Origin of the sequence: Micromonospora sediminimaris, from assembly GCF_016863575.1 — a bacterium.
GTDB lineage: Bacteria > Actinomycetota > Actinomycetes > Mycobacteriales > Micromonosporaceae > Micromonospora > Micromonospora sediminimaris.
The window spans coordinates 464,497-489,258 of record NZ_BOPD01000002.1 but is presented as its reverse complement, the minus strand read 5'-3'; the positions used below and the strand labels follow the sequence as shown (position 1 = coordinate 489,258).

Sequence of the window (24,762 nt, the reverse complement as noted above, 5' to 3'; positions counted from 1 at the left end):
CTTCAGATAGTGCCGGCCCTACTGTGGCGGCGCTCACCATAGGGGTAGGAAGAAGCAGAGCGGGTAACCTGTTGACTCGGGTGTCGGTGTGTCAAGTGTCCCCGGGCCTCACCTAAATTGCCTTCGCGGAATACCGTTCGGCTGGAGCCGCGTCGCGCCACTCGCCGAGAGGCGACCTGCACACCGGCACCTTCGTCGCCCCCGGCCCGAGATCGGGCCGGGGGCGACGTCGTGATGTGGTTCCGAAAGGTGGGTCGCCGATCTCGGCGCGCTGTCCTAAGGTCAACACCGGAGGTGTCGAGCGTGGGGCTGCGGGACAGGTTGCTGGGCTGGCCGGTCTACCGGCAGCTCACCGGCACCGACCCGTTGGGCCGGGGCGCTGCGGCGTGCTCGAACCGCAGTGCCGAGTTGACCGCCCGCACGGAGGGCGCCGACCGGGTGGCCCGTTCCGTCTGCCCGTACTGTGCCGTCGGCTGCGGGCAACGGGTCTTCGTCACCGACGACCAGGTCACGCAGATCGAGGGTGATCCGGACAGCCCCATCTCCCGGGGTCGGCTCTGCCCGAAGGGCGCCGCCAGCCGGAGCCTGGTCACCAGCCCGCTGCGCCAGACCACGGTGCGCTACCGGCGGCCGTACGGCACCGAGTGGGAGGACCTGGACCTCGACACGGCACTCGACATGATCGCCGATCGGGTGCTCGCGGCCCGGGCCGAGACGTGGGAGGACGTCGACGCCGAGGGCCGGCCGTTGAACCGCACGCTGGGGATCGCCAGCCTGGGCGGGGCCACCCTGGACAACGAGGAGAACTACCTCATCAAGAAGCTGTTCACCGCGATGGGGGCGCTTCAGATCGAGAACCAGGCCCGTATTTGACACTCCGCCACCGTCCCCGGTCTGGGGGCCAGCTTCGGTCGCGGTGGCGCGACGGATTTTCAGCAGGACGTGGCGAACGCCGACGTCATCGTCATCCAGGGCTCGAACATGGCCGAGGCCCATCCGGTGGGCTTCCAGTGGGTGATGGAGGCGAAACGGCGTGGGGCCAAGGTCTTCCACGTCGACCCGCGGTTCACCCGCACCAGCGCGGTCGCCGACGCCTACCTGCCGATCCGGGCGGGCACCGACATCGCGCTGCTGGGCGCGGTGGTGAACCACATCCTCAGCAACGAGCTGGATTTCCGGGAGTACGTGCTGGCGTACACCAACGCCGCGACGATCGTCAGTGACGACTTCGTGGATGCCGAGGACGCCGACGGGCTCTTCTCCGGCTTCGACCCGGCGACCGCCAGCTACGTGCAGGACAGCTGGCAGTACGCGGGCCACGAGCGGGACTCCGGCAGCGGGCACACCGCCCGTGAGCGGGAGACCGCGGCGGGCCTGCGCCACGAGTCGCACGGTGCCCCGGTGTCCCGGCAGGTCCAGCGGGACGACACGCTGCAACATCCGCGCTGCGTGTACCAGATCCTCAAGCGGCACTTCGCCCGCTACACGCCGGAGATGGTGGAACGGGTCTGCGGCATCCCCCGGGAGAAGTTCCTGGAATTGGCCCGCGCCTGGACGGAGAACTCCGGGCGGGAACGCACCGGCTGCCTGATCTACTCGGTCGGCTGGACCCAGCACACCGTCGGCGTGCAGTACATCCGCACCGGGGCGATCATCCAACTGCTGCTGGGCAACGTGGGGCGGCCCGGTGGTGGGGTGATGGCGCTGCGCGGGCACGCCAGCATCCAGGGCTCCACCGACATCCCGACTCTGTTCAACCTGCTGCCGGGTTATCTGCCGATGCCGCACCACGCCCAGCATCCCGACTTCGACGCCTGGGTGGACAGCATCCGGCACCCCGGTCAGAAGGGTTTCTGGGGCGGTGCCCGCGCCTACGCCGCCAGCCTGCTCAAGGCGTACTGGGGAGACGCGGCGACACCGGAGAACGACTTCGGTTACGGCCATCTGCCCCGGCTCACCGGCGATCACGGCACCTACCAGCAGGTGCTCAACATGATCGACGGCAAGGTGAAGGGGTACTTCCTGCTCGGCCAGAACCCGGCGGTCGGCTCGGCGCACGGCCGGGCCCAGCGGTTGGGCATGGCCAACCTCGACTGGCTGGTCGTACGCGACCTGTTCATGATCGAGAGTGCGACCTTCTGGCAGCGTGGCCCCGAGGTTGCCACCGGTGAGATCGTGCCGGAGCAGTGCGCCACCGAGGTGTTCTTCCTGCCGGCCGCCTCCCATGTGGAGAAGGAGGGCACGTTCACCCAGACCCAGCGGCTGCTGCAGTGGCGGGAGAAGGCCGTCGACCCGCCCGGCGACGCCCGCTCCGAGCTGTGGTTCTTCTACCACCTGGGGCGCCGGATCCGGGAGAAGCTGGCCGGCTCGACCCTGCCGCGCGACCGGGCGCTGCTCGACCTGACCTGGGACTATCCCACGCACGGCCGGCTCGCCGAGCCGGACGCCGAGGCGGTGCTGCGGGAAATCAACGGATACGACACGGTCAGTGGCCGTCCGTTGTCGACCTTTACGCAGGCCCGCGACGACGGGACGACCGCGATCGGCTGCTGGATCTACACCGGCGTCTACGCCGACGGTGTGAACCAGGCGGCCCGGCGTCGGCCCGGGCACGAGCAGGACTGGGTGGCCGCCGAGTGGGGCTGGGCGTGGCCGGCGAACCGGCGGATGCTCTACAACCGGGCCTCCGCCGACCCGCAGGGCCGCCCGTGGAGCGAGCGCAAACGGTACGTGTGGTGGGACGCCGACGCTGGCCGGTGGACCGGTCGCGACGTGCCCGACTTCGAGGTGACGAAACCGCCGTCGTACCGGCCGCCGGAGGGTGCCACGGGGCCGGCGGCGCTGGCCGGTGACGATCCGTTCATCATGCAGTCCGACGGCAAGGGCTGGCTGTACGCGCCCAGCGGGGTGCTGGACGGGCCGCTGCCGACGCACTACGAGCCGGCCGAGTCGCCGGTGCGTAATCCGCTCTACGGCCAGCAGGCCAACCCGACCCGCAAGAGGTACGACCACCCGGTGAACTCGACGAACCCGAGCCCGCCGCAGCAGCACGACGAGGTCTTCCCGTACGTGTTCACGGTCAGCCGGCTCACCGAACACCACACCGCGGGCGGGATGAGCCGGACCGTCGCGCCGTTGGCGGAACTGCAACCGGAGATGTTCGTGGAGGTGTCGCCGGAGCTGGCGACGCTGGCCGGGCTGACCCATCTCGGGTGGGCGCACCTGATCACCGCTCGCGCGGCGATCGAGGCCCGGGTGCTGGTCACCGACCGGTTGGCGCCGCTGACGGTGGACGGCCGGGTGATCCAACAGCTGTGGCTGCCGTACCACTTCGGCTTCGAGGGACTGGTCACCGGCGACTCGGCCAACGACCTGTTCGGCATCACCCTGGACCCGAACGTCCTGATCCAGGAGAGCAAGATCGGCACCTGTGACGTGCGACCGGGGCGTCGGCCCACCGGCGCGGCGCTGCGGGAACTGGTGCAGGATTACCGCACCAGGGCCGGCATCGTGCCGGGTGTTCTACCGCCGGCGGTCACCCCCGGGGTGCCGGTCGAGCCGCCCGGGTCCACCGGCGACGGAGAGGGGAACCCCTGATGGTCGACCCGCCGCACCGGCCCGCCGTACCGCCACAGTCGTCGCTGCCGGCCGCCGATCCGGCGACCGCGGCCGGCTGGGTCGACGCGCCACCGAGGATGGGCTTCTTCACCGACACCAGCGTCTGCATCGGCTGCAAGGCATGCGAGGTGGCCTGCAAGGAGTGGAACGGGGTACCGACCGCCGGGTTGGATCTGCTCGGCATGTCCTACGACAACACCGGCGCGCTGACCGCCAACTCGTGGCGGCACGTCGCCTTCGTGGAACAGCCCCGACCCGCCGGTCACGGCACCGCGTCGTTCGCCGGGAACCCGACCGGCGACCCGGCCGGCCCGGCCTCCGCCGCCCGGTCAGCCGGCACCGTCACCCAGCCCGGAACCGAACCGGGTTTGCTGCCCGGTGAACCGCCGGCCGCCGCCCGGATGACTGAGTTCCTCGGCATGCCGGCGGCCGGGCCGCCGGGACGCACCGGCAGCGCCGAGGGCCGCAGCGACTTCCGCTGGCTGATGATGTCGGACGTGTGCAAGCACTGCACCCGGGCCGGCTGCCTCGACGTCTGCCCGACCGGGGCGCTGTTCCGCACCGAGTTCGGCACCGTGGTGGTGCAGGAGGACATCTGCAACGGTTGCGGTTACTGCGTGTCGGCCTGCCCGTACGGGGTGATCGACCGCCGGGTGGACGACGGCCGGGTGTGGAAGTGCACGCTCTGCTACGACCGGATCGGCGCGGGCCTGACCCCCGCCTGCGCGCAGGCCTGCCCGACCGAGTCCATCCAGTACGGCCCCCTCGACGAGCTGCGGGAACGGGCCGCCGCGCGGGTCGCCACGTTGCGGGAACGGGGGGAGACGCAGGCACGGCTCTATGGCCACGACCCGGACGACGGGGTGGGTGGCGACGGCGCGTTCTTCCTGCTGCTCGACGAGCCGGAGGTGTACGGCCTGCCGCCGGATCCGCAGGTCACCACCCGGGACCTGCCGGCGATGTGGCGTCGGGCGGGGCTGGCCGCGCTGGCCATGACGGCGGCGGCGGTCGGTGCGTTCCTCGGTGGTCGACGGTGAACCGGGACCGACCGGCCGTCGGGGACCGGTTCCGGCGCTTCCGCGCCGGCCGCCGGGGTGGTGAGGAACTGGCCGTGCCGCCGGCGGAATTCACCTCCTACTACGGCCGGCCGATCCTGAAACCGCCGGTGTGGACGTGGGAGATCGCCGCGTACCTGTTCACCGGCGGGCTGGCCGCCGGTTCGTCGCTGCTGGCGGCCGGTGGGCAGCTCACCGGGCGGGCCGGGGTTCGCCGCGCCGGCCGGTTCGCCGCGCTGGCCGCGGTCACCGCCAGCGCCGGCCTGCTGGTCAAGGACCTGGGCCGGCCGGAACGGTTCCACCACATGCTGCGGGTGGCCAAGCCGACCTCACCCATGTCGGTGGGCACCTGGATCCTCGCCGGGTACGGTCCGGCCGCCGGACTTGCCGCGGTCGCCGAGGTGGCGCCGCTGCTGCCCACGCGGGGTCCACTCGGGCTGGCCCGTCGGGCGCTGCCGCCGGTGGGGCGGGCTGCCGGGCTGGCCGCTGCGGTGGCCGCACCGGCCCTGGGCACGTACACGGCGGTGCTGCTGGCCGACACGGCCGTGCCGTCCTGGCACGAGGCGTACGCCGACCTGCCGTTCGTCTTCGCGGGCAGCGCGCTGGCCAGCGGCGCGGGAGTGGGTCTGCTCGCCGTGCCGCCCGCGCAGGCGGGTCCGGCGCGGCGGATGGCGGTGGCCGGCGCCGGACTGGAACTGTTCGGCGCGCACCGGGTGGAGACTCGTCTCGGCCTGTTGGGCGAGCCCTACCGGACGGGGCGGCCCGGTCGGCTGCTGCGCGCCGGGCGGGCACTGACGGTGGCCGGGGTGGCCGGGGCGGTGCTGGGCCGGCGTAGCCGACTGGTCTCGGCGGTCTCCGGTGCCGCGTTGCTGGCCGCCTCGGTGGCCACCCGCTTCGGTGTCTTCCACGCCGGGGTCGCCTCGGCCCGCGATCCGAAGTACACGGTGCTGCCGCAGCGGGCCCGGCTCGACCGGCGGGCGGCCGATCCCGGCCGGTGACCATGGTGTCGACTCGGCCGCACACCCGCCGCCGAGCTGTGATCCAATGGCCGGTGGAGGCGTTCAGGCGGCTGGTGCCCCTCCCGGTCTTCAAAACCGGTGTGGTCCGGGATCCGGGCCAGGCGGGTTCGATTCCCGTCCGTCTCCGCCAGGCTGCGAGGAGATGAACCGATGGGCGACGGCGGCGCCGACCCGCGGCGCCGGGTGCCGCGTACCGATGTGCTGCTGGCTGATCCGCAGTTGGTCGCGGCCGCTGCGACGGTCGGCCGCGACCGGGTGCGCAGCGCGGTGCGGCAGGCCCAGGACCGGGCCCGCCGGGGTGAGATCGACCCCGCCGAGGTACGCGACGCCGCGTTGGCCGACCTGCCGCCGCCCGTGCCACGGGTGGTGCTCAACGCCACCGGGGTGGTGCTGCACACCAATCTTGGGCGGGCCGCTCTCTCCGAGGCTGCGGTGGCCGCGGTGACCGCCGCCGCCGGGTACACCGACGTGGAACTGGACCTGGGCACCGGGCGGCGGGCGCGCCGAGGGCGGGACGCGTTGCGGGCGCTCGCCGCCGCCGTACCGGCCGCCGAGGCGGTGCACGTGGTCAACAACGGTGCCGGCGCGCTGGTGCTGGCGGCCACCGCGCTCGCCGCCGACGCCGAGATCGTGGTCAGCCGGGGCGAACTGGTGGAGATCGGCGACGGCTTTCGGCTGCCGGACCTGCTCACCAGCACCGGTGCCCGGCTGCGGGAGGTGGGCACCACCAACCGGACCACCCTCGCCGACTACGCCGCCGCCGTCGGGCCGCGTACCGGGTTCGTGTTGAAGGTGCATCCGTCGAACTTCCGGGTCACCGGTTTCACCTCGGCGGTGCCGGTGCGGCGGCTGGCCGGGCTGGGTGTGCCGGTGGTCGCCGACATCGGCTCCGGGCTGCTCGTACCCGACCCGCTGCTGCCGGACGAACCGGATGCCGCGAGCACCCTGCGTGCCGGGGCGGCGCTTGTCACCGCCAGCGGCGACAAGCTGCTGGGCGGCCCGCAGGCCGGGTTGCTGTTCGGCGTCGCCGACCTGGTAGAGCGGCTGCGCCGGCACCCCCTCGCGCGGGCGTTGCGGGTGGACAAGCTGACCCTGGCCGCCCTCGCGGGCACCCTCGGTGACCCGGCCACCCCGACCCACCGGGCGCTGCACGCCGACCCGGCGGCGTTGCGTGAGCGGACCGAACGGCTGCGCGACGCGCTCGCCGCCGACGGCCGCAAGGCCGAGGTGGTGCCGTCGGTGGCGGTGGTCGGCGGCGGCGGCGCGCCTGGCGTCGAACTGGACTCGTGGGCGCTGAGCCTGCCCGAGCGGTACGCCGGCCCGCTGCGTGCCGCCGACCCACCGGTGCTGGGTCGGGTGGTCCGTGCTCGGCTCCTGCTCGACCTGCGGTGCGTGCCGGAGGGGGCCGACGGGTTGCTGCGCGCGGCGGTGCTGGCCGTGCCGGGGGACGACTGACCATGCTGGTGGTGGCCACCGCCGGGCATGTCGACCACGGCAAGTCCACGCTGGTGCGGGCGTTGACCGGGATGGAACCGGACCGTTGGGCGGAGGAGCGCCGGCGCGGCATGACCATCGACCTCGGGTTCGCCTGGACGTCGCTGCCGTCGGGTCGTACCGTCGCGTTCGTCGACGTGCCGGGGCACGAGCGGTTCGTGCCGAACATGCTGGCCGGGGTGGGTCCGGTGCCGGCCGCCGTCGTGGTGGTCGCGGCCGACGCGGGCTGGATGCCGCAGTCCGCCGAGCACCTGGCCGCCCTGGACGCGCTCGGCGTCGGGTACGGCCTGCTGGTGGTGACCCGCGCGGACCTGGCCGATCCCACCGCGGCCCTGGCCAGGGCCCGGTCGGAGCTGGCGGCGACCTCGTTGGGCGAGGTGGAGACGGTGACGGTCAGTGCCGCCACCGGTGACGGTCTGCCCGACCTGCGGGCCGCCCTGGACCGGTTGGCCGACCGGCTGCCGGCCCCGGTGCCCGACGGGCCGGTTCGGCTCTGGGTCGACCGCTGCTTCACGGTGCGGGGCAGCGGCACGGTGGTCACCGGCACCCTCGGCGCCGGGCGGTTACGTGTCGGCGACGAACTGGAGCTGGCCGGCGCCGGTGTACCGGTGCGGATCCGGGGCCTGCATCGGCTCGGCGCGGCCTGCGACGAGGCGCTGCCGGTGGCCCGGGTGGCGGTGAATCTGCGGGGCGTGGCCCGCGACCGGATCAGCCGCGGCGACGCCCTGCTCACCCCGGGCCGATTCCAACCCACCGACCTGGTGGACGTCCGCCTGGCCGGTGTCGCGGTGGCCGAGTTGCCGGTGACGCTGACGCTGCACGTCGGTTCGGCCGCGGTGCCGGTGCGGGTCCGTCCGCTGGGCGGGGACACCGCCCGGTTGCGGTTGAGCCGTCCGCTGCCGCTGCTGATCGGGGACCGGGCGTTGCTGCGCGATCCGGGCCGCCGGTACGTCGCCGGCGGGGTCACCGTGCTCGACGTGCGGCCGCCACCGCTGGCACGTCGGGGTGCCGCGGCGGCTCGGGCGGCCGTGCTGGCCACCCTTGACGGCCGTCCCGAGCTTGCTGGCGAGCTGAGCCGGCGGGGCCTGGCCCGGGTCGGTGACCTGGTCCGGGCGGGTGTTCCGGTGACGGTTGCCCCGGTTGCGGGTGACTGGCTGGCCGATCCGCAGCACTGGCGAGGGCTGGGCGACCGGCTCGCCGTGGCCGTGGCCGAGCACGCCCGCACACATCCGCTGGCATCTGGCGCTCCGGTCGAGCAACTGCGCCGACACCTCGACCTGCCCGACCGGTCTCTGGTCGAAGCCCTGGTGAAGCCGCCGCTGCGGTTGGTCGCCGGTCGGGTGGTGGCGCCCGGTGCGGCGTCGTTGCCCGAGCCGGTGGCCCGCGCGCTGGCTCTGGTGAGCGAGGACTACGCGGCACACCCGTTCCGCGCTCCCGATGCGGACCGGCTCGCCGCGGTCGGGCTCGGCACCCGGGAGATCGGTGCCGCGGTGCGGGCCGGGGCGCTGCTGCGGCTGACCGGTAACGTGCTGTTGCTGCCCGGCGCGCCGCAGCAGGCGGTGCGGGTGCTGACCGGGCTCCCGCAGCCGTTCACCCTCAGCGCCGCCCGGCAGGCGCTCGACACGACCCGCCGGGTGGCGGTGCCGCTGCTGGAGTTGCTGGACCAGCGGGGACTGACCCGTCGGCTACCCGACGATGCTCGGGTGGTGGTGGATTGAGCACATCGTCGGCGGGCGGCGGAGCCGGGCACCTACCGTGACGGCATGGACCCCTCCGCGGTCTGGCGGGACCGGCAGCACCGGTGGCGGATCGAGGCGTACCGGGCGCCCGATCTGCGGTTCGCCGTCTACGCGACGAACGGCACCACCGAGTCCGCGCCGCTGTGGCTGTTCGGCATGTCGGCGCTGGCCCGGTGGCTGATGAGCCACAAGATCTCCCTCGACGACCTGGAAGTCGACTGAGGAGTTCCCCGGGTGGGGGACAAAACCGGCTAATCCGCCATAACGGTGCCCGGTTGCGTACCGTGCCAGCTGTGAAGGACCGAGGCATCCGGAAGTTCGTCGCGGTGCTCGCCGGCCTCGCCGTGATCTACTTCGGCACCACGGGTCGGTCCCCGGAGGAGGGGCGCGGCCTCTCCGGCGGGCTGGTGGTGCTGGCGCTGCTGGCGTCGCTGCTGGTGTGGTATCTGACCAAACCCGGCGGTGACGCGGCGAAGTGACGGCGCTCAGCGGGCCGCCACACCGCGGCTGATCTGCCCGGCGGACTCCTCGCCGAGGGCGACCCGCACCAGCGCCGAGGCGAGCCGGCCGAAGTCGACGTCGTCGACGAGCCGGGCGAGCCGGTCCGTGCTGGCCGGCAGGCCGAGCCGCCGCGCGCCGGCCACCGCCCGCCGGTCGGCGTACGGGCGCAACTGCGGCCAGACCAACTGCACCTCGCGCAGGAAGATGTCCGCGCCGGTGGGCCCGATCCCGGGAAACACGGTGAGCAGCCGACGCAACTGCGCCGGCTCACCGGCCGCCTCCCGGTGCAACCGCCGCAGGTCGCCGTGCCAGCGGTCCAGGCAGAGCCGGGCGCCCGAGCCGAGCATGGTGGCGGTCCGCTCGTCGTAGCGGCGGTAGTGTCCGCGGCCCAGCGCGTCGACCCGTTGCTGCCAGCTGGCGGCCTCCATGGCCTGCGGGGTGCGGTAGCCGGCCGCGAAGAGTTCCCGGGCCGCCGCCACCCCCACCTGCGCCCGGATCCGGGTGCTGAGCAACGTGACCAGCACCAGCAACTGGTACAGCGGCGCGGGTCGGTCAGCCAGCGCGATGCCGGCCTCCTCGGCGTACGTGCGGCGGGTCAGCAGAGACCGCGCCAGCGCCCGTTGGTCACCCATCCTCGGGGGGTACCCGCCGCCGGCCCGGTTAGCCCTCGTGCCGGAATGCCGCCGACGGAGGCGGGTAAGCCGTGGTGACGCGGCGCCGTGCCGCGCTCGGGCGAAGGGAGACGACCGTGACGAACCCGCAGCAGCAGGAACTCCGGCGTAACGCCCTCGGTGACACCAGCCAGGACAACAAGGGCCCCGACCCGGCCGGCCATCCCCGCAACCGCGGCTCCTCGCCGGGGGACACCGGCCGCCCGGCGCCGCACGGCCAGGTGTCACCGTACGGACCCAGCGGTCGACCGGTCGCCGAGGACGACAGCGACCGTTAGGCCCTGCTGCCGGTTGACGGCCGCAGCCGGTTCCAGGTGGCTGCGGCCGTCAGCCCGAAGGTGAGGTGCGGGACGATGTCGGCGAGCCAGTCGACGCGCCGCCAGGTGCGCGGGTCGGTGACGCCGAGCAGCGTCAGCGACCCGTCCGACAGGGTCATCAGGCCCCCACCGAGCAGCGTGGCCGCGCGCAGCAACGGCTGCCGACGGCCCCGGGCCAGCAGCGCGAAGCCGACCGTCGCGGCCGCGCCGAGCCCGTAGCCCAGCAGGGCGCCGAGGCCGCTGCGCCGGTTGTCCGCCTGCTGCGGCGGCCCCAGGGACAGGTGGAAGGCACCGGCCAGTTTCCCGGCGCTCTGCTCGGGCGTCTGGCTGGCCGGTCGGGCCCGGGCCGTCATGTCCAGGTAGGTGACGATGTTGAGCGCTGCGGTGCCGACGGCCCCGGCGATGAGGCCGTCGGTCAGGTCGGCGGTCCTCACTTCTTCGGATCCCCGGGCTCGCGGTTTCCCTTGGGCCCGTAGGCGCGTTCGCCCCGCACGACGCCGCGCCGGCCCCGATCCTCCCGCAGGATCCGGTTGGCCGCCTCGTCGGCCTTCTGGTCCGGTGTGCGCCGGCCGGAGCCGTCGATGGCGTTGCGCAGGCGGGCACGCTGCTTGTCGTAGGCGTTGCTGCCGGGCCGAGGTCCTGGCATGGCTGTATCCCCCTGTTCGTCGCCGGTGGCGTCGGTGACCCCCTTGGGCCGCCGCCGGTGGCGTCGGTGACCTCTCTGGTCGTCGCCGGTGGCGTACGCGGCCCGTCTACCCGCCTGGGCCGCCGCCAACCGTGCCGGCCGGTCACCGGGGGCCGCGTACCACCGCGACCGGACAGTGGCTGTGGTGCAGCATCGACTGGCTCACCGAACCCAGCAGCAACCCGGTCACCTCACCACGCCCCTGCCCCCCGACCACCAGCAGTTGCGCCTGGCGGGACGCGTCGGTGAGCACCCGGGCGGCCCGACCCCGCACCGACTTCCGGGTGATCGGCACCTCCGGGTACCGCTCGGTCAGCCCGGCGATGGACTCGGCCACCGCACGGTCCTCGTCGTCGCGCAACTCGGACTCGTCGTACACCAGCGGCTGCATGTCACCCGGGCCGGTGGACACCGGGTGCCGGTAGGCGTGCAGGGCGAGCACCGCGGCGTCGCGCAGGGCGGCCTCGTCGACGGCGAACTCCACGGCCCGGCGGGACGACTCGGAACCGTCCACCCCGACCACCACGACACCGTCGGGGTGCTGCGCGCCGCGCGCCACCAGCACCGGACAATCGGCGTACGCGGCCAACTTCACCGCGACCGAGCCGAGCAGCAGTGCGGCGAAACCGCCTGCACCGCGGTCACCGAGGACCATCATCGCCGCGCCGGGCGCCTCGGCGAGCAGCACGGCCGCAGCCTCACCGTCGATTATCTCGCCGGTGACCCGTAGTCCCGGCGCGGTCGCCTCGGCCTCTTCGACGGCGTCGGCGACCATCCGTTCCGCTCGCGCCCGCAGACCCCCGCCGGGGGCGCTCTCCGTGGCCGGCCGGACGGGGGAGTGCAGCGTCGGCCAGATGAAGGCGTGCACCACCCGCAGCGGGCGATCGCGGCGGGCCGCCGTCGCGGCGGCAAGTCGTAACGCGGCGCGGGCGGGCTCGGAGCCGTCCACGCCGACCACCACCGCCGCGCCGCTGACCGAGCTCACCGTCGCCTCCCTGTGCTGGGCCCGCCGTCGGGACCGGTTTGGGTAAGTATCGCCGCCCCCGGCGGCCAACGGGGCGATACCGGCGAGCGACGTGCTGTCGGTACGCTGGCGACTGGGGAAGGAGCGTCGTCGATGGTGGAGCCCGACCAGCCCAGTACCGCACGGATGATTGATTTCTGGCTCGGCGGGACGCACCACCATCCGGTGGACGTGGCCGCCGCCCGCGCCTTCGAGCAGGCGTACGGGCCGTGTGCTCCGGTCTTCCGGGCGCTGCGCGCCTTTCTCGGCCGTGCCGTACGGGCGATAGCCGCCACCGGTGTGGACGGATTCCTGGTGTTCGGCGCCGGGGTGCCGACGATGGGCAACGTGCACGAGGTGGCACCCGACGCGACGGTTCTCTACACCGACGTGGACCCGGTGACCATCCGTCTCGGGCAGCGCATCCTGGCCGGCAGCGACCGGGCGGGCTACGGCTTCGGCGACGCCACCGACATCGGCACCGTCGACCCGGCGTTGCTGCACCGGTTCGTGCCGGGCTGGGGGCGTCGCCCGGTCGGGGTGGTCTTTCTCGGCCTGGCGGCGTTCCTCGACGACGACACTCTCGCCCGCACGCTGGACGAGCTGTACACCGCGGTGGCACCGGGCAGTCACCTGGCGATCGACTTCGACACCGAGGAACTCGCCGCGTATCCGCAGGCGCTGGCGATGATGGGGCCGGCGTTCCGAATGCGCCCGCCGGCCGCGTTCGGCCCGTTGCTCGGCCGGTGGCAGCCCACCCGGGACGGGATCGTGCCGGTGACCCGCTGGCGACCGGAGGGGCGACCGGAGGAGGTGCCGGACGCGTTTCACGGCGCGGTCGCCGTGCGGTCGGTCGGGTGACCATGGGCGAAACCACCTCCGTATGATGCTTGCCCCAGAGCAAGTATTTTTCGGAGGATGGTCATGGCGGATGCGCCCACGGGGATTTCCCGCGCCCTGCGCGAGGCCCCGCCCGACCGCGTGGTCGAGGCCGCCGACGTGGCCATCCGGTCGGCGCTCGGCGCGTCGGGCACCATCGTGTTCGTTGCCGACTACCGGATCAGCGGGCTGTGGCCGGTGCTCGACTCCCGCCAGCCCGCCGTGGCGGTCGCCGAGGTTCAGGGTACGGTGCAGCGCTGCTTCAGCAGCCAGCAGCCGGTCCGGGAGTCCGGTGAGGACGGGCGGTGCCGCATCTACGTTCCGCTGACGGTGTGGGGCGAGCGGCTGGGCGTGCTCATGGTCGAGTTGGCCGGGGAGCCGACGGAGTCGGTGGTGCGCGAGGCGGTCGACATCGCCGGGGACATGGCCATGGCGCTGCGTGCGGCCGACCGGGAGACCGACCGCTACCGGCGGGCTCGGCGGCGGGAGCGGCTGAGCATGGCCGCCGAGTTGCAGTGGGAACTGCTGCCGGGGCGCAGTGTCAGCCATGACTCGTTCCAACTGGCGGGCCAGCTGGAACCGGCGTACACGGTGGGTGGTGACCACTTCGACTGGTCGCTGGACGAGGGCCGGCTGACCGTCACCGTCCTCAACGGCGACGGTATCGGGCTGGCCGCTGCCCTGTTGACGGCGGTGACGGTCAATGCCATGCGGAACGCCCGCCGTTCCGGTGGCGGTCTGGTGGAACAGGCCGAGCTGGCCTCCGACACGGTCTACTACCAGCATCGGGGGCACCGGCACGTGGCGACGTTGCTGCTCGAACTGGACTGTGTCACCGGGCGGGTGCGGGCGGTGGACGCCGGCTCGCCACATCTGGTGCGGGTGCGCGGCGGCGCCGTCTCCCGGGTCGCTCTCGAGCAGCAGCTTCCGCTGGGGATGTTCGGTGAGAGCCGTTACGACCTACAGGAGTTCGACCTCGACCCGGGGGACCGGTTGTTCATCGTCTCCGACGGTGTGTGGGCGGCCGATCCGAGCGGCCGGGAGACGTACGGCGAGCGGGCGATGGCCCGGGCGATGCGGGCCACGCGGTTGCAGCCGCCGACCGAGGCGGTTGGTACGGTGATGCGCGAGTTGCAGACCTTCCACGCGGACACCGATCTGCGGGACGACGCGGTCGTCGTCTGCCTGGACTGGCGCGGCTCGGCCGGCCAGGAACAGGGTTGACCGACCCGTCCGGCGGTTCGGTGCAGGACCAGCGGGACAATCGCAGGGGACATCGCGTGGAGCGACCGGATCTCACCGCGGCGATCGACGCGGCCGCCGAGACGCTTGTGGGCGTGCTCGACTCGGCCGTTTCCCGGCACCGCCTCTCGGTGTCGCCGACCCAGCTGCGGGTGCTGTCCCTGCTGAGTATCCGCCCGGAGATCAACGTCAACGGGCTGGCCGCGCTGCTGGATGTGGTCCCCTCCTCGGCCAGTCGGCTCTGTGACCGGCTGGAGGCGATCGGGTTGGTGCGCCGAACGGCCGACCCGCGCGACCGTCGGGAGGTGCGCCTCGTCCCGACGGCGGCGGCCGAGGTGCTGTTGGCCGAGGTGCGATCACGCCGGCACGAGGCGGTGCGGGCCGTGCTCGAACGGATGCCGGCCCGAGGGCGGCAGGACCTGCTCGGGGCGCTGGTGGCGTTCGGGCAGGCGGCCACGATGTCGGACAGTGGCGCGAGCGCCACTGTCCGACGCACGGGAATCCACTTCGACTAGTGTCCTAGGATGCCTTACACGCAGTGATGCCCATCACAATGGCAACAACCAGCCATCGGCACGGGCCCGCTGGGCAGCGAAACCACGGCAGCAGCCCGCTATAGTGGCAGCGCATTCGACCGGCCCGTGATCATCGACGATGGACGGCGGGTCAGGGGACGGATCCCGGCAGGGGATCACAGGGGGCGCCGGCAGCAGCCGGCTGGACACGCGTACGACGCCGAACGGCGGACCTGGTCCGCGGTGCCCGAGCGCGTCGCGGAGGAGGTTCGGTGTCGGGTCGGGCGGCTCGGGAGGAGCAACCGCAGGCCCGCGACGGTGGCCGGGGACCGAACGACCGGGTGCTCACCTGGCCGAATCTGATCAGCTTCGTCCGCCTGCTGGGTGTTCCCCTCTTCCTCTTTCTGTTCCTGGTGGTGCGCGCCGACGCTGCCGCAATCGTGGTGTTGGCCGTCGGTGGCACCAGCGACTGGGTGGACGGCTGGATCGCCCGGCGGCTGGGGCAGGTCAGCCGGCTGGGCGAGTTGCTCGACCCGCTCGCCGACCGGCTCTACATCCTCGCCACCCTTGTCGCGTTCACCGCCCGCGAAGTGGTGCCGTGGCAGTTCACCGCCGCGCTGTTGGCGCGGGAGGTGCTGCTGCTGGGCTCGCTCGGGGTGCTGCGGCGGCACGGCTACGGGCCGCCGCCGGTGCATTACGTCGGTAAGACGGCTACCTTCCTGCTGCTGGCTGCCTTTCCGATCCTGCTGCTGGCCGCGGTGGTGCCGGCGGCCGCAGCGGTGGCCGGCACGATCGGCTGGGCGTTGGCGTGGTGGGGGCTGGTGCTCTACTGGGTCGCTGGCGCGCTGTACGTGATTCAGGCCCGGCAGTTGGTTCGTGCGGTACGCGGTCGGCAGGGAGCGGCGGCATGAGTGACGATCAGAGCCGGCGTGGGCCGAGGGCCTTCACCCCGGATTTCCTCACCGAGTTGTTCCGTAACCCGTTGGATCCGGGCTACGCCGACGCGGCGGCCCGGCGGGCGGAGACCGGCCGGCCAGCGCGGTCGGGCTGGTCGGTGGGGCCGGTCGGCCTGGTGGTGATCGTGCTGCTCGGTTTCCTGTTCGCGGTGGCCTACCGGCAGACCATGGCCGAGGAGCCGGGGCGTGCGCAGGCCCGGTCCGGCCTGGTGGCGCAGATCAAGCAGCGGCAGGGTGAGACCGACGCCTTGTCGACCCGGGCCGAGGAACTGCGCGAGGAGGTCAACCGGCAGCGGGAGGCCGCGTTGGGTGGTTCCCGCGCGGCCCGGTTGCGGGAGCTGGAGGCGAGTACCGGCCTGGGGCGGGTGCGCGGTGACGGTGTGGTGGTGGAGTTGGCGGACGCGCCAGGTGGCCAGGATGCGCTCGGCGGTGCCGATGCCGGTCCCGCCCAGGTGATTTATCTCGACCTGCAGAGCGTGGCGAACGATCTGTGGGGTGCCGGCGCCGAGGCGATTGCCATCAATGGGCAGCGGTTGACGTCGACGTCGACGATCCGTTCCGCGGGTCAGGCGATCCTGGTGGACTTCCGTCCGGTGACCGGGCCGTACGAGGTGAGCGCGATCGGGCCGGGTGGCATGCGGGAGCGGTACGAGGCCAGCGGTAGCGCGTTGACGATGCGCCAGGTGGCGAAGGTGACGGGTCTGTCGTTCGCGGTGCGGGACGCCGATGACCTCACGCTGCCGGCTGCTCCGGAGCTGCGGCTACGCTACGCGGAGCCCGCGGTGAGTCCGAGTGTGTCGTCGTCGGGCGGTGACGAGTCGTCCGGCTCGGGTACGTCCCCCAGTCCCTCCGGAGGTGGTCGATGATCGCGGTGCTGGCCCTGTTGGCCGGGGTGCTGCTCGGGCTGTGGCTTGATCCCACGGTGCCGGCGGCGTTGCAGCCGTACCTGCCGATCGCGGTGGTGGCCGCGTTGGACGCGGTGTTCGGTGGGGTGCGGGCGAAGCTGGACCGCATCTTCGACGACAAGCAGTTCGTGGTGTCGTTCATCTCGAACGTGCTGGTGGCTGCGTTGATCGTGTATCTGGGTGACCAGTTGGGGGTGGGCGGTCAGTTGTCCACCGGTGTGGTGGTCGTGTTGGGGGTTCGTATCTTCGGCAACGTGGCGGCGATCCGTCGGCACCTGTTCCGGGCGTAGGTTTGTGGCGTGAGTGACGAGCACACGCAGACGGGTACGGGGTGGCCGCAGCCGGCGGAGCCGACGCGGCCGGATGGCCCGGCGGGGGAGCCGGATCCGCGTCCGGAGGCGCCGGATCCGGACGAGTTGAGTCCGTTGTCGCCGCAGGAGCGCCCGTCGGGAGAGGACGAGGATCCGTCCGCGGCACCGGCGGAGGGGGTTGCCGCGGCGGGTCCGGCTGCGGTGGTGTCGCCGTGGCGACGGTTCAGCTCGGCGGCGGTGGTGATCGTTGTGTTGCTGGGGCTGTTGGGGTTCACCCTGGCCGTGCAGTTGAAGATGACGTCGACGGATTCGTCGTTGGCGGCGGCGCGGCAGGAGGATCTGGTTCGGATCCTGTACGACCTGGAGGCGCGGGAGATCCGGTTGCGGCAGGACATCGCCGCGTTGGAGGAGAGTCAGCGGCAGTTGCGTTCGGGTGAGCAGGGGCGTCAGGCCGCGTTGGAGGAGGCGACCCGGCGGGCGGACGAGTTGGGCATCCTGGCGGGTACGTTGCCGGCGCGGGGCCCGGGTCTGACGGTGCGGTTCCAGGCGGGGGCGAAGCCGATCTCGGCGGTGCGGGTGCTGGATGCGGTGCAGGAGTTGCGGGGTGCCGGGGCGGAGGCGATGCAGATCTCCGGTGGTGACCAGGCGACGGTGCGGATCGTGGCGTCGACGTATTTCCTCAACGGGGAGAACGGGGCGTTGATCGTGGACGGGCGTCCGTTGACGGGGCCGTTCACCATCACGGTGCTGGGTGACCCGGCGACGATGCGTACGGCGCTCAACATTCCTGGTGGGGTGGTGGCGTCGGTGGCTGGCGACGGCGGTAACGTGATCGTTGAGGAGCGTGAGGTTGCCGAGGTGTCGGCGCTGCACGTGCCCCGCCCGCTGGAACATGCCCGTCCGGTCTCCTGAAGGTCGGCGGGCCGGCACCGGTTGGTCCGGTGTCGCGATGGATGAGGACGCTGCTGGTGATTCCTGAGGATCTGCGTTACACCGCCGAGCATGAGTGGGTGGCCGTCGCGGACGGTGGGGCCGTCCGGGTGGGCATCACTCATTTCGCGCAGGACGCGCTCGGCGACATCGTGTATGTGCAGTTGCCGGAGGCGGGTGCGACGGTGGCGGCCGGTGAGTCGCTGGGTGAGATCGAGTCGACCAAGAGCGTGTCGGAGTTGTACGCGCCGGTGGCCGGTACGGTGTCGGCGCGCAACGAGGCGTTGGTCGACACCCCCGAGGTGATCAACAGTGATCCGTACGGTGCGGGTTGGTTGGTGGAGATCACTGCGGCGGATGCGGCGGCGGTGGATGGTCTGTTGAGTGCGGCCGCGTATCGCGAGTTGACCGAGAGCTGAGCTTTTTGCTGTGCGGGCGGGGCGGTGTCTGCCGCGCGTCCGGTTGCCCTGTTTTTCGGCGCTGGCTAGGCTCGCCCAGTCGACCGAGAACCCATTAGTTGAGCGTCGCGGACAGCCTTTCGGGGCACGGAGAGCCAGCCGCCGGGTGGATGAGAGCCCGGCGGCCAGACCCGCCGTCACCCGACGCCGACCGAAACAGATTCCGTGAGGTGGTCCCCATGACTCGCCCAGGCGACGAGTTCCCCCCGCTCGACGTCACGTCGACGCTCAATCTCGGTTCGCTCGAGGAAGCGCTGGAGGGGCCGGACACCGATGTGGTGCCGAGCCGGATGTCCGGTTCGCTGCCGCCGGGGATGGCGCTGCTGGTGGTCCGGCGGGGGCCGAACGCGGGTGCCCGGTTCCTGTTGGATCACGATGTGACGACCAGTGGGCGGCATCCGGACAGTGACATTTTCCTCGACGATGTGACGGTGTCGCGTCGGCACGCGGAGTTCCACCGGGATGGTGGGACGTTCACGGTGCGGGACGTGGGCAGTTTGAACGGCACGTACGTGAACCGGGAGCGGGTCGAGGCGGCGACCTTGAGCAACGGTGACGAGGTGCAGATCGGCAAGTTCCGGGTGGTGTTCATCGCCGGTCCGCGCCCGGAGGGTGAGGCCGGCCGGGGGTGAACGAGCCTGCGGCCTCCAGGCCGTCCGGGGTGGGTGGCGCCCCGCCGTTGATGAGTATCGGCGAGGTGCTGGCCCAGTTGCGGGCGGATTTTCCGGACGTGACGATTTCGAAGTTGCGGTTTCTTGAGGCTGAGGGCCTGGTGGAGCCGCAGCGTACGGCGGCGGGTTACCGGAAGTACGGCTGGGACGATGTGGCGCGGCTGCGGTTCGTGCTGACGGCGCAGCGGGATCAGTATCTGCCGTTGCGGGTGATCCGTGAGCAGTTGGCGCGGTGGGACGCCGATGGTGAGGTGCCGGAGGGGTCGCGTCCGGCGTTGGTTGCTGTGGGCCCTGATGGTGAGGTGCCGGGTCGTGGTGCGGCGGCGTCGGTCGAGTCGGCGCAGGTCCGGTTGGATCGTGCCGAGTTGGTGGCGCGTAGTGGGCTGGACGAGTCGACGTTGGGTGAGTTGGAGCGGCTCGGGTTGGTGGTGTCGGATCCGCCGGGGTGGTATGACGGTGACGCGTTGATCATTGCGCGGGCGGTGGCGGGTCTGGCTGCGTACGGGTTCCAGCCGCGGCATCTGCGGGGTTATCGGACGGCGGCGGATCGCGAGGTCGGTTTGTTCGCGCAGTTGGTGGCGCCGTTGGTGCGGCAGAGTGATCCGGCGGCGCGGGCGCGGGCGGCGGAGACGGCGCGGGAGTTGGTGGCGTTGTCTGAGCAGTTGCATGCGGCGTTGGTGCGGGTGGGGTTGCGTTCGACGTTGGGTCGGTGAGGTGCGTGTGCGTACTGATCGGCTGGTTGGTGAGTGGCGTAGGCTTGCGGGGGTAACCCCTCTTCTGGCGCGGGCGTGGGTGCGTGTAGCGCATGAGACGGCCGTGTCGCGGTCCGTGTACCGTGCAGAGAAGGGCGCGGTGCGGCGTAGGTGACAACGACACGGAGGCGGCGGTGCGCGAGCTGAGCGTGGTCGGGGTTCGGGTGGAGTTGCCCAGTAACCAGCCGATCGTCCTGCTCAGGGAGGTCGAGGGGGACCGCTATCTGCCGATCTGGATCGGCGCGGTCGAGGCGACGGCGATCGCTTATGAGCAGCAGGGTGTCAAGCCGGCGCGTCCGCTGACCCATGATCTTCTGCGGGATGTGTTGGCGGCGTTGAAGGCGCCGTTGCGGGCGGTGGAGATCACCGAGCTGAAGGAGAACGTGTTCTTCGCTGATTTGTTGATCGGTGATGGGGTGCGGGTTTCGGCTCGGCCGAGTGATTCGATCGCTCTGGCGTTGCGGGTGGGTGCGCCGATTCGTTGTGCGGAGCAGGTCCTCAGTGAGGCGGGGATCGTGATTCCCGACGAGCAGGAGGACGAGGTGGAGAAGTTCCGGGAGTTCCTGGAGCAGGTTCGCCCGGAGGATTTCGCCGGCTGAGTGTTCGGCCCTGCCGATGTCGGTGGGAAGGCCGTGTGGGCGGTGACTGTCGGTGATGGTGATGGTCATCGCTGTCGATGCGCGGCGTGTCGCGACGGTTTCTCCGTGGTAACTCCTGATGGTCGCTATAGGGTTGCCGTGTCGAGGGGTGCGCGTCCCGGAAGCGGCGTGGCACCGCACTGACGGGGAGGTTGTCGGGATGTACGAGCCGCGGGATTCCGATCAGGGTGCGGTGTCGGGTGAGTCGGGTGGGATGCCCGGGTCGGCAACTGACGGTGACGGTGCGGTGGGGTACCGGGGTGTGACGGCCTGCCATGCGGTGGGGATCAGCTACCGCCAGTTGGATTACTGGGCGCGTACGGCTCTGGTGGTGCCGAGTGTGCGGGACGCGTCGGGTTCCGGTACGCAGCGGTTGTACTCGTTTCGCGACCTGGTGGTGTTGAAGGTGGTGAAGCGGCTGCTGGACGCCGGGGTGTCGTTGCAGAACATCCGTAAGGCGATCGAGGCGTTGCGGTCGCGTGGGGTGGCGGACCTGGCCGGCATCACGTTGATCTCCGATGGGACGACGGTGTACGAGTGTCGTTCGCCGGAGGAGGTGGTCGACCTGTTGCAGGGCGGCCAGGGGGTGTTCGGCATCGCGATCGGTGGCGCGTTCAAGGAGATCCAGGGTTCGCTGTCGCATCTGCCGGCGGAGCCGGCGGCGGTGTCGGTGGAGCAGGGGTCGCCGGAGGTTGCCGAGGGTGGTGCGGTGGGCGACGAGTTGGCCGCACGGCGGGCCCGGCGGCGGGCGGGTTAGTCGTTCCACTGTGTCGTCGTGCGCTCGGGCGTGCCGCTGGTGACGTTCGGCCGCTGGCAGGCCACCGGGCCTGGTTGATCACGTTGGGTGTGGGTCCGGTTGTCCCGGGGTGACGGTCCGGGGTGAGATTTGTGACTCTTCGTGTCTGGTTGTGTCCGGGATTCCGATGGGCCGGCGGTGACGGGGCGGACGCGGCACGCTATCGTCCGACACGGTCTGCCGCTGCCGCTGCCGTGGGGTGGTTCCGGTGTCGGCGGGTCGTCGTTGCGCGCGCTGACACCGCGCGTCCCCTCACGACGGAAGGAAACAACCGTGACGGTTACCGAGGAGACCGCTCCGGTCTCGCATTACGAGCGCATCGGCGGTGCGGCTTCGGTGAAGGCCGCTGTCGAGCTGTTCTACGACCGGGTGCTCGCCGATCCGGAGCTTGCCGGTTACTTCGCCGAGGTGGACATGGCGGGGCAGCGCCGGCACCTGGCGTTGATGCTGACGGTGGTGCTCGGTGGTCCGAACGAGTACACCGGCCGGGATCTGGCGTCGGCGCATCAGCCGTTGAACATTCCGGTGGCGCACTACGTCATGGTTGGTGAGCATCTGACGGCGACGTTGACGCAGCTGGGTGTGCCGGGTGACATCATCGCCGACGTGCAGGCGGTGCTGGCGCAGGTGCAGGACCAGGTGGTGGCCGGCGGGGACCAGGCGGGCGCCTGAGCGTGGACGTGCCCCGGCTCAAGCAGAGCTGGTCGCTGGTGGCTGCGCACGGCGACCAGGTGCCGCTCTACTTCTATTCGACGCTGTTCCTGGCGTATCCGGAGACCCGGCAGATGTTCCCGACGAACATGGCGGGTCAGCGGGATCGGCTGGTGAATGCGCTCGGTCACATCGTGTCCCAGGTGGACCAGGTGGACCGGCTGGTGGGTTTCCTGCAGGATCTCGGCGTCGACCACCGCAAGTTCGCGGTGCGGGCGGAGCATTACCCGGCGGTGGGGGAGGCGTTGCTGGCGACGTTGCGGCATTTTCTCGCCGACCAGTGGACCGACGAGTTGGCGCAGGACTGGGCGGCGGCGTACGGGCTGGTGGCGCAGGTGATGTCCGAGGCGGCGCAGGCCGCTGAGGCGGTGAGTCCACCGTGGTGGGTGGCGGAGGTGGTGGGGCACGAGCGGCGGGCGTTCGACGTGGCGGTGCTGACGTTGCGTCCGCAGTATCTGTTGCCGTTCACCGCGGGTCAGTCGATCGGGGTGTCGCATCCGGCGGTGCGGTCGTGGCGGTACTACTCGCCGGCTAACGCGCCGCGCGCGGACGGCACTGTGGAGTTGCATGTCCGGGCGGCGCCGGGCGGGGCGGTGTCGTCGCGGCTGGTGTACGGGTGTGCGGTGGGTGACCAGTTGCATCTGGCCGCTCCGGTGGGTGACGGATTGACGTTGCGTCCGGCGGGTTCGGCGGATCTGCTGCTGCTGGCCGGTGGTACCGGTTGGGCTCCGCTGAAGGCGTTGGTGGAGCAGGTGGCGGCCGAGGGTTCCCGGCGTCGGGTCGACGTGTACGTGGGGGCGCGTTCGCGCAGCGAGTTCTACGACGGTGACGCGTTGGAGAAGTTGGCCGCCTCGTACGCCTGGTTGTCGGTGACGCAGGTGGTGGGGTTGGACCTGAACCGGCCGGGGGAGTTCGTGTATCCGGTGGACCGGGCGCTGGCCGACGGTGACTGGCGGTCCCGGCATGTGTACGTGTGTGGTTCCGACGACATGGTGTCGCACACGGTGGCCACCCTGACCCGGTCCGGTTTCCATGCCGGGCAGGTGCATCACGAGGGTCTGGGTAGGCACTGGTACGGCCCCTCGTGGCGGACGGCGGTGGGAGGCCCCGCTGTCTCTGACGATTCCGGAGGTGCCCGGTGAGTGAGCCTCGTGGCCGGGAGTGGCAGGCCGGTGCGGTGAGTGGAACCCCGGTCGGCAGGTACGACGGTGCGCAGGTCGCCGGTGGTGTGCAGGTGCGGATGACCGCCGACCGGGTGCGCCGGTGGGAGTTCGGGTCGTCGTCGTTCGGGCGTCGCGGCTACGACCAGAACGACGTGGACCGGTTCCGGGTGCAGGTGGCCGATGAGTTGGATCTGCTGTCGACGCAGGTGGCGAATCTGCGGGCGGAGAACGAGCGGCTCAACGACCATGTGGAGTTGCACCGGCACGGGGTGATTCCGAGTTCGGAGCCGACGGCGAAGGTGCCGGCGGCCAAGGAGGTGAATCTGCTTTCGGCGGCGCAGCGGGAGGCCGAGCAGATCATCGCCCAGGCGCACGACTATGCGCGGCGGGTCGCCGAGTACGCCCGTACCCAGTACGAGAGCTATGTGCGGGCGGCGGTGGAGGAGGCCCGTCAGGAGGCGGAGCGGGCGGTGCAGGACTACCACGTGGCGGCGGGGCCGACGTTCGACGACGGGGTGGCGGCGCGGGAGGCCCTGCGGATCTACGGCGAGATGATGATCTCGCACATGCAGGCGGCGGCGCGGCATCTGGACGACGGCAGTGAGCAGTTGTCGCGGACCATGGAGCGGATCGGGGCGCAGCCGGCGGCGGCCGGTGCGGCGGCGGCCCGGTCGTTGCCTCGGCATCAGCAGCGCTGACGCGAGCCCGTCTGGCGGTGCCCCGCTCACCGTGGCGCCACCGGCGGCGGTTGAACCGCTGCCGGTGGCGTTCGTCGGCGGCGACGGTGCTGGGGCACGATGGGTGGGTGCAGCAGCTGATCGAGCCGTTGGCGGGGCTGGTGGCCGCCGGTGGGGTGGTGGTGCTCAGCGGCGCCGGGTTGTCCACCGAGTCGGGCATTCCCGACTATCGGGGGCCCAGTGGTGTCGCGCGCCGGCACACTCCGATGACGTATCAGACGTTTCTGGCCGACGCGGCGGCGCGGCGGCGGTACTGGGCGCGCAGTCACCTGGGGTGGCGGTTGATCGCCGGGGCGGCACCCAACGACGGGCACCGGGCGGTGGCCCGCCTGCAGCAGAGCGGGCTGGTGACGGGGATCATCACGCAGAACGTCGACGGGTTGCACTCGGCGGCCGGTAGCCGGGACGTGACGGAGTTGCACGGTCGGCTCGACGAGGTGGTCTGTCTGGGGTGTCGACGCCGTACGTCGCGGGCGGAGTTGGACGGGCGGCTGCGGGCGGCCAATCCCGGGTTCGTCGGGCAGGCCGCCGCGGTCAACCCGGACGGTGACGTTGATCTCGCTGACGCGCAGGTGGCGGCGTTCCGGACGGTCGACTGCGTGGCCTGCGGCGGGCTGCTCAAGCCGGATGTGGTCTTCTTCGGCGAGACGGTGCCGGCGGATCGGGTGCAGTCGTGTTTCGCGATGGTGGAGCAGGCCCGGCTGCTGCTGGTGCTGGGGTCGTCGTTGACGGTGATGTCGGGTCGCCGGTTCGTGTTGCGGGCGGCGAAGCGGGACGTGCCGGTGGTGATCGTCAACCAGGGGTCGACCCGCGGTGACGAGTACGCGTGCCTGCGGGTGGAGGCGCCGTTGGGGCGGCTGTTGCCGGCGTTGGCGGACCGGCTGCTCGGTGCCGGGCCGGCGGTGGGGTCGGCGGCGTTGCCGGGGGTGCCGAGTCCGGTCGGCGGGTGAGCGGCGGGCAGGTCAGGGGCTTCGGTGCGGGCCGTCGGGCCCGCTG

General features: G+C 71.8%; 27 protein-coding genes, 1 tRNA gene and 1 pseudogene. 25 read left to right on the top strand and 4 right to left on the bottom strand.

Going from position 1 to position 24,762, the window contains the following annotated elements; translation table 11 throughout:
* Nucleotides 1-303: 303 nt before the first annotated feature.
* From fdh to Vse01_RS02185, 8 genes and pseudogenes are all read left to right on the top strand, one after another.
* Nucleotides 304-3,540, top strand: a pseudogene (fdh, locus tag Vse01_RS02220) (formate dehydrogenase); the annotation flags it as partial.
* A 56-nt stretch (nt 3,541-3,596) separates the two neighbouring features.
* On the top strand, nt 3,597-4,655 hold the full coding sequence (locus Vse01_RS02215; RefSeq protein ID WP_093402434.1) for a 4Fe-4S dicluster domain-containing protein: 1,059 nt from the start codon (nt 3,597-3,599) through the stop codon (nt 4,653-4,655).
* Nucleotides 4,652-5,671, top strand: a complete 1,020-nt coding sequence (gene nrfD / locus Vse01_RS02210) for an NrfD/PsrC family molybdoenzyme membrane anchor subunit (RefSeq protein ID WP_093402433.1) — start codon at nt 4,652-4,654, stop codon at nt 5,669-5,671. Before Vse01_RS02215 ends, nrfD begins: the two co-directional genes overlap by 4 nt.
* Nucleotides 5,672-5,726: 55 nt before the next feature.
* Nucleotides 5,727-5,822: transfer RNA gene (locus tag Vse01_RS02205), tRNA-Sec, on the top strand.
* Nucleotides 5,823-5,842: 20 nt separating this feature from the next.
* Complete coding sequence (selA, locus tag Vse01_RS02200; RefSeq protein ID WP_093402432.1) at nt 5,843-7,147, top strand: L-seryl-tRNA(Sec) selenium transferase; 1,305 nt, start codon at nt 5,843-5,845, stop codon at nt 7,145-7,147.
* Between the two features lie 2 nt (nt 7,148-7,149).
* Nucleotides 7,150-8,904 (top strand): selenocysteine-specific translation elongation factor, encoded by a 1,755-nt coding sequence (selB, locus tag Vse01_RS02195; protein WP_093402431.1) that lies wholly within the window; start codon nt 7,150-7,152, stop codon nt 8,902-8,904.
* A gap of 45 nt (nt 8,905-8,949) precedes the next feature.
* Nucleotides 8,950-9,147, top strand: coding sequence for a hypothetical protein (locus tag Vse01_RS02190; RefSeq protein ID WP_093402430.1), 198 nt, complete (start codon nt 8,950-8,952; stop codon nt 9,145-9,147).
* 71 nt (nt 9,148-9,218) lie between these two features.
* A complete protein-coding gene (locus Vse01_RS02185) occupies nt 9,219-9,404 on the top strand; it encodes a hypothetical protein (protein WP_093402429.1) in 186 nt (61 codons plus the stop codon).
* Nucleotides 9,405-9,410: 6 nt separating this feature from the next.
* Here the strand turns inward: Vse01_RS02185 and Vse01_RS02180 are convergent, their stop codons facing one another.
* The gene (locus Vse01_RS02180; RefSeq protein ID WP_093402428.1) at nt 9,411-10,058 is read right to left on the bottom strand and encodes a hypothetical protein; all 648 of its coding nucleotides are present in this window, start codon (nt 10,056-10,058) and stop codon (nt 9,411-9,413) included.
* A 116-nt stretch (nt 10,059-10,174) separates the two neighbouring features.
* Here Vse01_RS02180 and Vse01_RS02175 point away from each other — a divergent pair, with 116 nt between their 5' ends.
* Nucleotides 10,175-10,375: a hypothetical protein gene (locus Vse01_RS02175; protein ID WP_093402427.1), complete on the top strand. Its 201-nt coding sequence runs from the start codon at nt 10,175-10,177 to the stop codon at nt 10,373-10,375.
* Here the strand turns inward: Vse01_RS02175 and Vse01_RS02170 are convergent.
* The 3 genes from Vse01_RS02170 to Vse01_RS02160 form a co-directional block, all read right to left on the bottom strand.
* Complete coding sequence (locus tag Vse01_RS02170; RefSeq protein WP_093402426.1) at nt 10,372-10,848, bottom strand: hypothetical protein; 477 nt, start codon at nt 10,846-10,848, stop codon at nt 10,372-10,374. The genes Vse01_RS02175 and Vse01_RS02170 overlap by 4 nt on opposite strands.
* The gene (locus tag Vse01_RS02165) at nt 10,845-11,060 is read right to left on the bottom strand and encodes a phosphatidylethanolamine-binding protein (protein WP_093402425.1); all 216 of its coding nucleotides are present in this window, start codon (nt 11,058-11,060) and stop codon (nt 10,845-10,847) included. The genes Vse01_RS02170 and Vse01_RS02165 overlap by 4 nt, the downstream gene beginning before the upstream one ends.
* Nucleotides 11,061-11,202: 142 nt before the next feature.
* Nucleotides 11,203-12,084: a universal stress protein gene (locus tag Vse01_RS02160; RefSeq protein WP_093402424.1), complete on the bottom strand. Its 882-nt coding sequence runs from the start codon at nt 12,082-12,084 to the stop codon at nt 11,203-11,205.
* Nucleotides 12,085-12,216: 132 nt separating this feature from the next.
* Here Vse01_RS02160 and Vse01_RS02155 point away from each other — a divergent pair, with 132 nt between their 5' ends.
* The 16 genes from Vse01_RS02155 to Vse01_RS02080 all read left to right on the top strand — a co-directional run bounded on the left by Vse01_RS02155 (nt 12,217) and on the right by Vse01_RS02080 (nt 24,716).
* Nucleotides 12,217-12,963 carry an SAM-dependent methyltransferase gene (locus Vse01_RS02155; RefSeq protein ID WP_093402423.1) on the top strand — a complete coding sequence of 249 codons (747 nt, stop codon included), beginning with the start codon at nt 12,217-12,219 and terminating at the stop codon, nt 12,961-12,963.
* Nucleotides 12,964-13,026: 63 nt separating this feature from the next.
* Nucleotides 13,027-14,205, top strand: a complete 1,179-nt coding sequence (locus Vse01_RS02150; protein WP_093402501.1) for a PP2C family protein-serine/threonine phosphatase — start codon at nt 13,027-13,029, stop codon at nt 14,203-14,205.
* Nucleotides 14,206-14,261: 56 nt separating this feature from the next.
* On the top strand, nt 14,262-14,738 hold the full coding sequence (locus Vse01_RS02145) for a MarR family winged helix-turn-helix transcriptional regulator (protein ID WP_093402422.1): 477 nt from the start codon (nt 14,262-14,264) through the stop codon (nt 14,736-14,738).
* 272 nt (nt 14,739-15,010) lie between these two features.
* Nucleotides 15,011-15,649 (top strand): cardiolipin synthase ClsA, encoded by a 639-nt coding sequence (gene clsA, locus Vse01_RS02140; protein WP_093402421.1) that lies wholly within the window; start codon nt 15,011-15,013, stop codon nt 15,647-15,649.
* Entirely contained in the window at nt 15,646-16,560 is a 915-nt protein-coding gene (locus Vse01_RS02135) for a DUF881 domain-containing protein (protein ID WP_093402420.1), read from the top strand. Before clsA ends, Vse01_RS02135 begins: the two co-directional genes overlap by 4 nt.
* A complete protein-coding gene (locus Vse01_RS02130) occupies nt 16,557-16,889 on the top strand; it encodes a small basic family protein (protein WP_093402419.1) in 333 nt (110 codons plus the stop codon). Before Vse01_RS02135 ends, Vse01_RS02130 begins: the two co-directional genes overlap by 4 nt.
* 9 nt (nt 16,890-16,898) lie before the next feature.
* A complete protein-coding gene (locus Vse01_RS02125; RefSeq protein ID WP_093402418.1) occupies nt 16,899-17,822 on the top strand; it encodes a DUF881 domain-containing protein in 924 nt (307 codons plus the stop codon).
* 56 nt (nt 17,823-17,878) lie between these two features.
* Nucleotides 17,879-18,259: a glycine cleavage system protein GcvH gene (gene gcvH / locus Vse01_RS02120; RefSeq protein ID WP_093402500.1), complete on the top strand. Its 381-nt coding sequence runs from the start codon at nt 17,879-17,881 to the stop codon at nt 18,257-18,259.
* 218 nt (nt 18,260-18,477) lie between these two features.
* Nucleotides 18,478-18,930 (top strand): oxoglutarate dehydrogenase inhibitor Odhl, encoded by a 453-nt coding sequence (gene odhI / locus Vse01_RS02115; protein ID WP_093402417.1) that lies wholly within the window; start codon nt 18,478-18,480, stop codon nt 18,928-18,930.
* Nucleotides 18,931-18,980: 50 nt separating this feature from the next.
* Nucleotides 18,981-19,682 carry a transcriptional regulator FtsR gene (ftsR, locus tag Vse01_RS02110; RefSeq protein ID WP_093402416.1) on the top strand — a complete coding sequence of 234 codons (702 nt, stop codon included), beginning with the start codon at nt 18,981-18,983 and terminating at the stop codon, nt 19,680-19,682.
* Between the two features lie 173 nt (nt 19,683-19,855).
* A complete protein-coding gene (locus Vse01_RS02105) occupies nt 19,856-20,320 on the top strand; it encodes a bifunctional nuclease family protein (protein WP_013733914.1) in 465 nt (154 codons plus the stop codon).
* Between the two features lie 199 nt (nt 20,321-20,519).
* Nucleotides 20,520-21,116: a MerR family transcriptional regulator gene (locus Vse01_RS02100; RefSeq protein WP_093402415.1), complete on the top strand. Its 597-nt coding sequence runs from the start codon at nt 20,520-20,522 to the stop codon at nt 21,114-21,116.
* Between the two features lie 312 nt (nt 21,117-21,428).
* Nucleotides 21,429-21,827: a group I truncated hemoglobin gene (locus Vse01_RS02095; protein ID WP_093402414.1), complete on the top strand. Its 399-nt coding sequence runs from the start codon at nt 21,429-21,431 to the stop codon at nt 21,825-21,827.
* 2 nt (nt 21,828-21,829) lie between these two features.
* Nucleotides 21,830-23,008: a globin domain-containing protein gene (locus tag Vse01_RS02090; protein ID WP_093402413.1), complete on the top strand. Its 1,179-nt coding sequence runs from the start codon at nt 21,830-21,832 to the stop codon at nt 23,006-23,008.
* Entirely contained in the window at nt 23,005-23,727 is a 723-nt protein-coding gene (locus Vse01_RS29570) for a DivIVA domain-containing protein (protein WP_275415471.1), read from the top strand. The genes Vse01_RS02090 and Vse01_RS29570 overlap by 4 nt, the downstream gene beginning before the upstream one ends.
* 107 nt (nt 23,728-23,834) lie before the next feature.
* Nucleotides 23,835-24,716, top strand: coding sequence for an NAD-dependent protein deacetylase (locus tag Vse01_RS02080; protein WP_093402412.1), 882 nt, complete (start codon nt 23,835-23,837; stop codon nt 24,714-24,716).
* Nucleotides 24,717-24,762 lie beyond the last annotated feature (46 nt).

What these genes read in the sequence shown, in the direction of transcription:
- Vse01_RS02215 (WP_093402434.1), top strand. Translation starts at nt 3,597, where the DNA reads ATGGTCGACCCGCCGCACCGGCCCGCCGTACCGCCACAGTCGTCGCTG.
- selA (WP_093402432.1), top strand. Translation starts at nt 5,843, where the DNA reads ATGGGCGACGGCGGCGCCGACCCGCGGCGCCGGGTGCCGCGTACCGAT.
- selB (WP_093402431.1), top strand. Translation starts at nt 7,150, where the DNA reads ATGCTGGTGGTGGCCACCGCCGGGCATGTCGACCACGGCAAGTCCACG.
- Vse01_RS02190 (WP_093402430.1), top strand. Translation starts at nt 8,950, where the DNA reads ATGGACCCCTCCGCGGTCTGGCGGGACCGGCAGCACCGGTGGCGGATC.
- Vse01_RS02180 (WP_093402428.1), bottom strand. Translation starts at nt 10,058, where the DNA reads ATGGGTGACCAACGGGCGCTGGCGCGGTCTCTGCTGACCCGCCGCACG.
- Vse01_RS02165 (WP_093402425.1), bottom strand. Translation starts at nt 11,060, where the DNA reads ATGCCAGGACCTCGGCCCGGCAGCAACGCCTACGACAAGCAGCGTGCC.
- Vse01_RS02155 (WP_093402423.1), top strand. Translation starts at nt 12,217, where the DNA reads ATGGTGGAGCCCGACCAGCCCAGTACCGCACGGATGATTGATTTCTGG.
- Vse01_RS02150 (WP_093402501.1), top strand. Translation starts at nt 13,027, where the DNA reads ATGGCGGATGCGCCCACGGGGATTTCCCGCGCCCTGCGCGAGGCCCCG.
- Vse01_RS02135 (WP_093402420.1), top strand. Translation starts at nt 15,646, where the DNA reads ATGAGTGACGATCAGAGCCGGCGTGGGCCGAGGGCCTTCACCCCGGAT.
- Vse01_RS02130 (WP_093402419.1), top strand. Translation starts at nt 16,557, where the DNA reads ATGATCGCGGTGCTGGCCCTGTTGGCCGGGGTGCTGCTCGGGCTGTGG.
- odhI (WP_093402417.1), top strand. Translation starts at nt 18,478, where the DNA reads ATGACTCGCCCAGGCGACGAGTTCCCCCCGCTCGACGTCACGTCGACG.
- ftsR (WP_093402416.1), top strand. Translation starts at nt 18,981, where the DNA reads ATGAGTATCGGCGAGGTGCTGGCCCAGTTGCGGGCGGATTTTCCGGAC.
- Vse01_RS02100 (WP_093402415.1), top strand. Translation starts at nt 20,520, where the DNA reads ATGTACGAGCCGCGGGATTCCGATCAGGGTGCGGTGTCGGGTGAGTCG.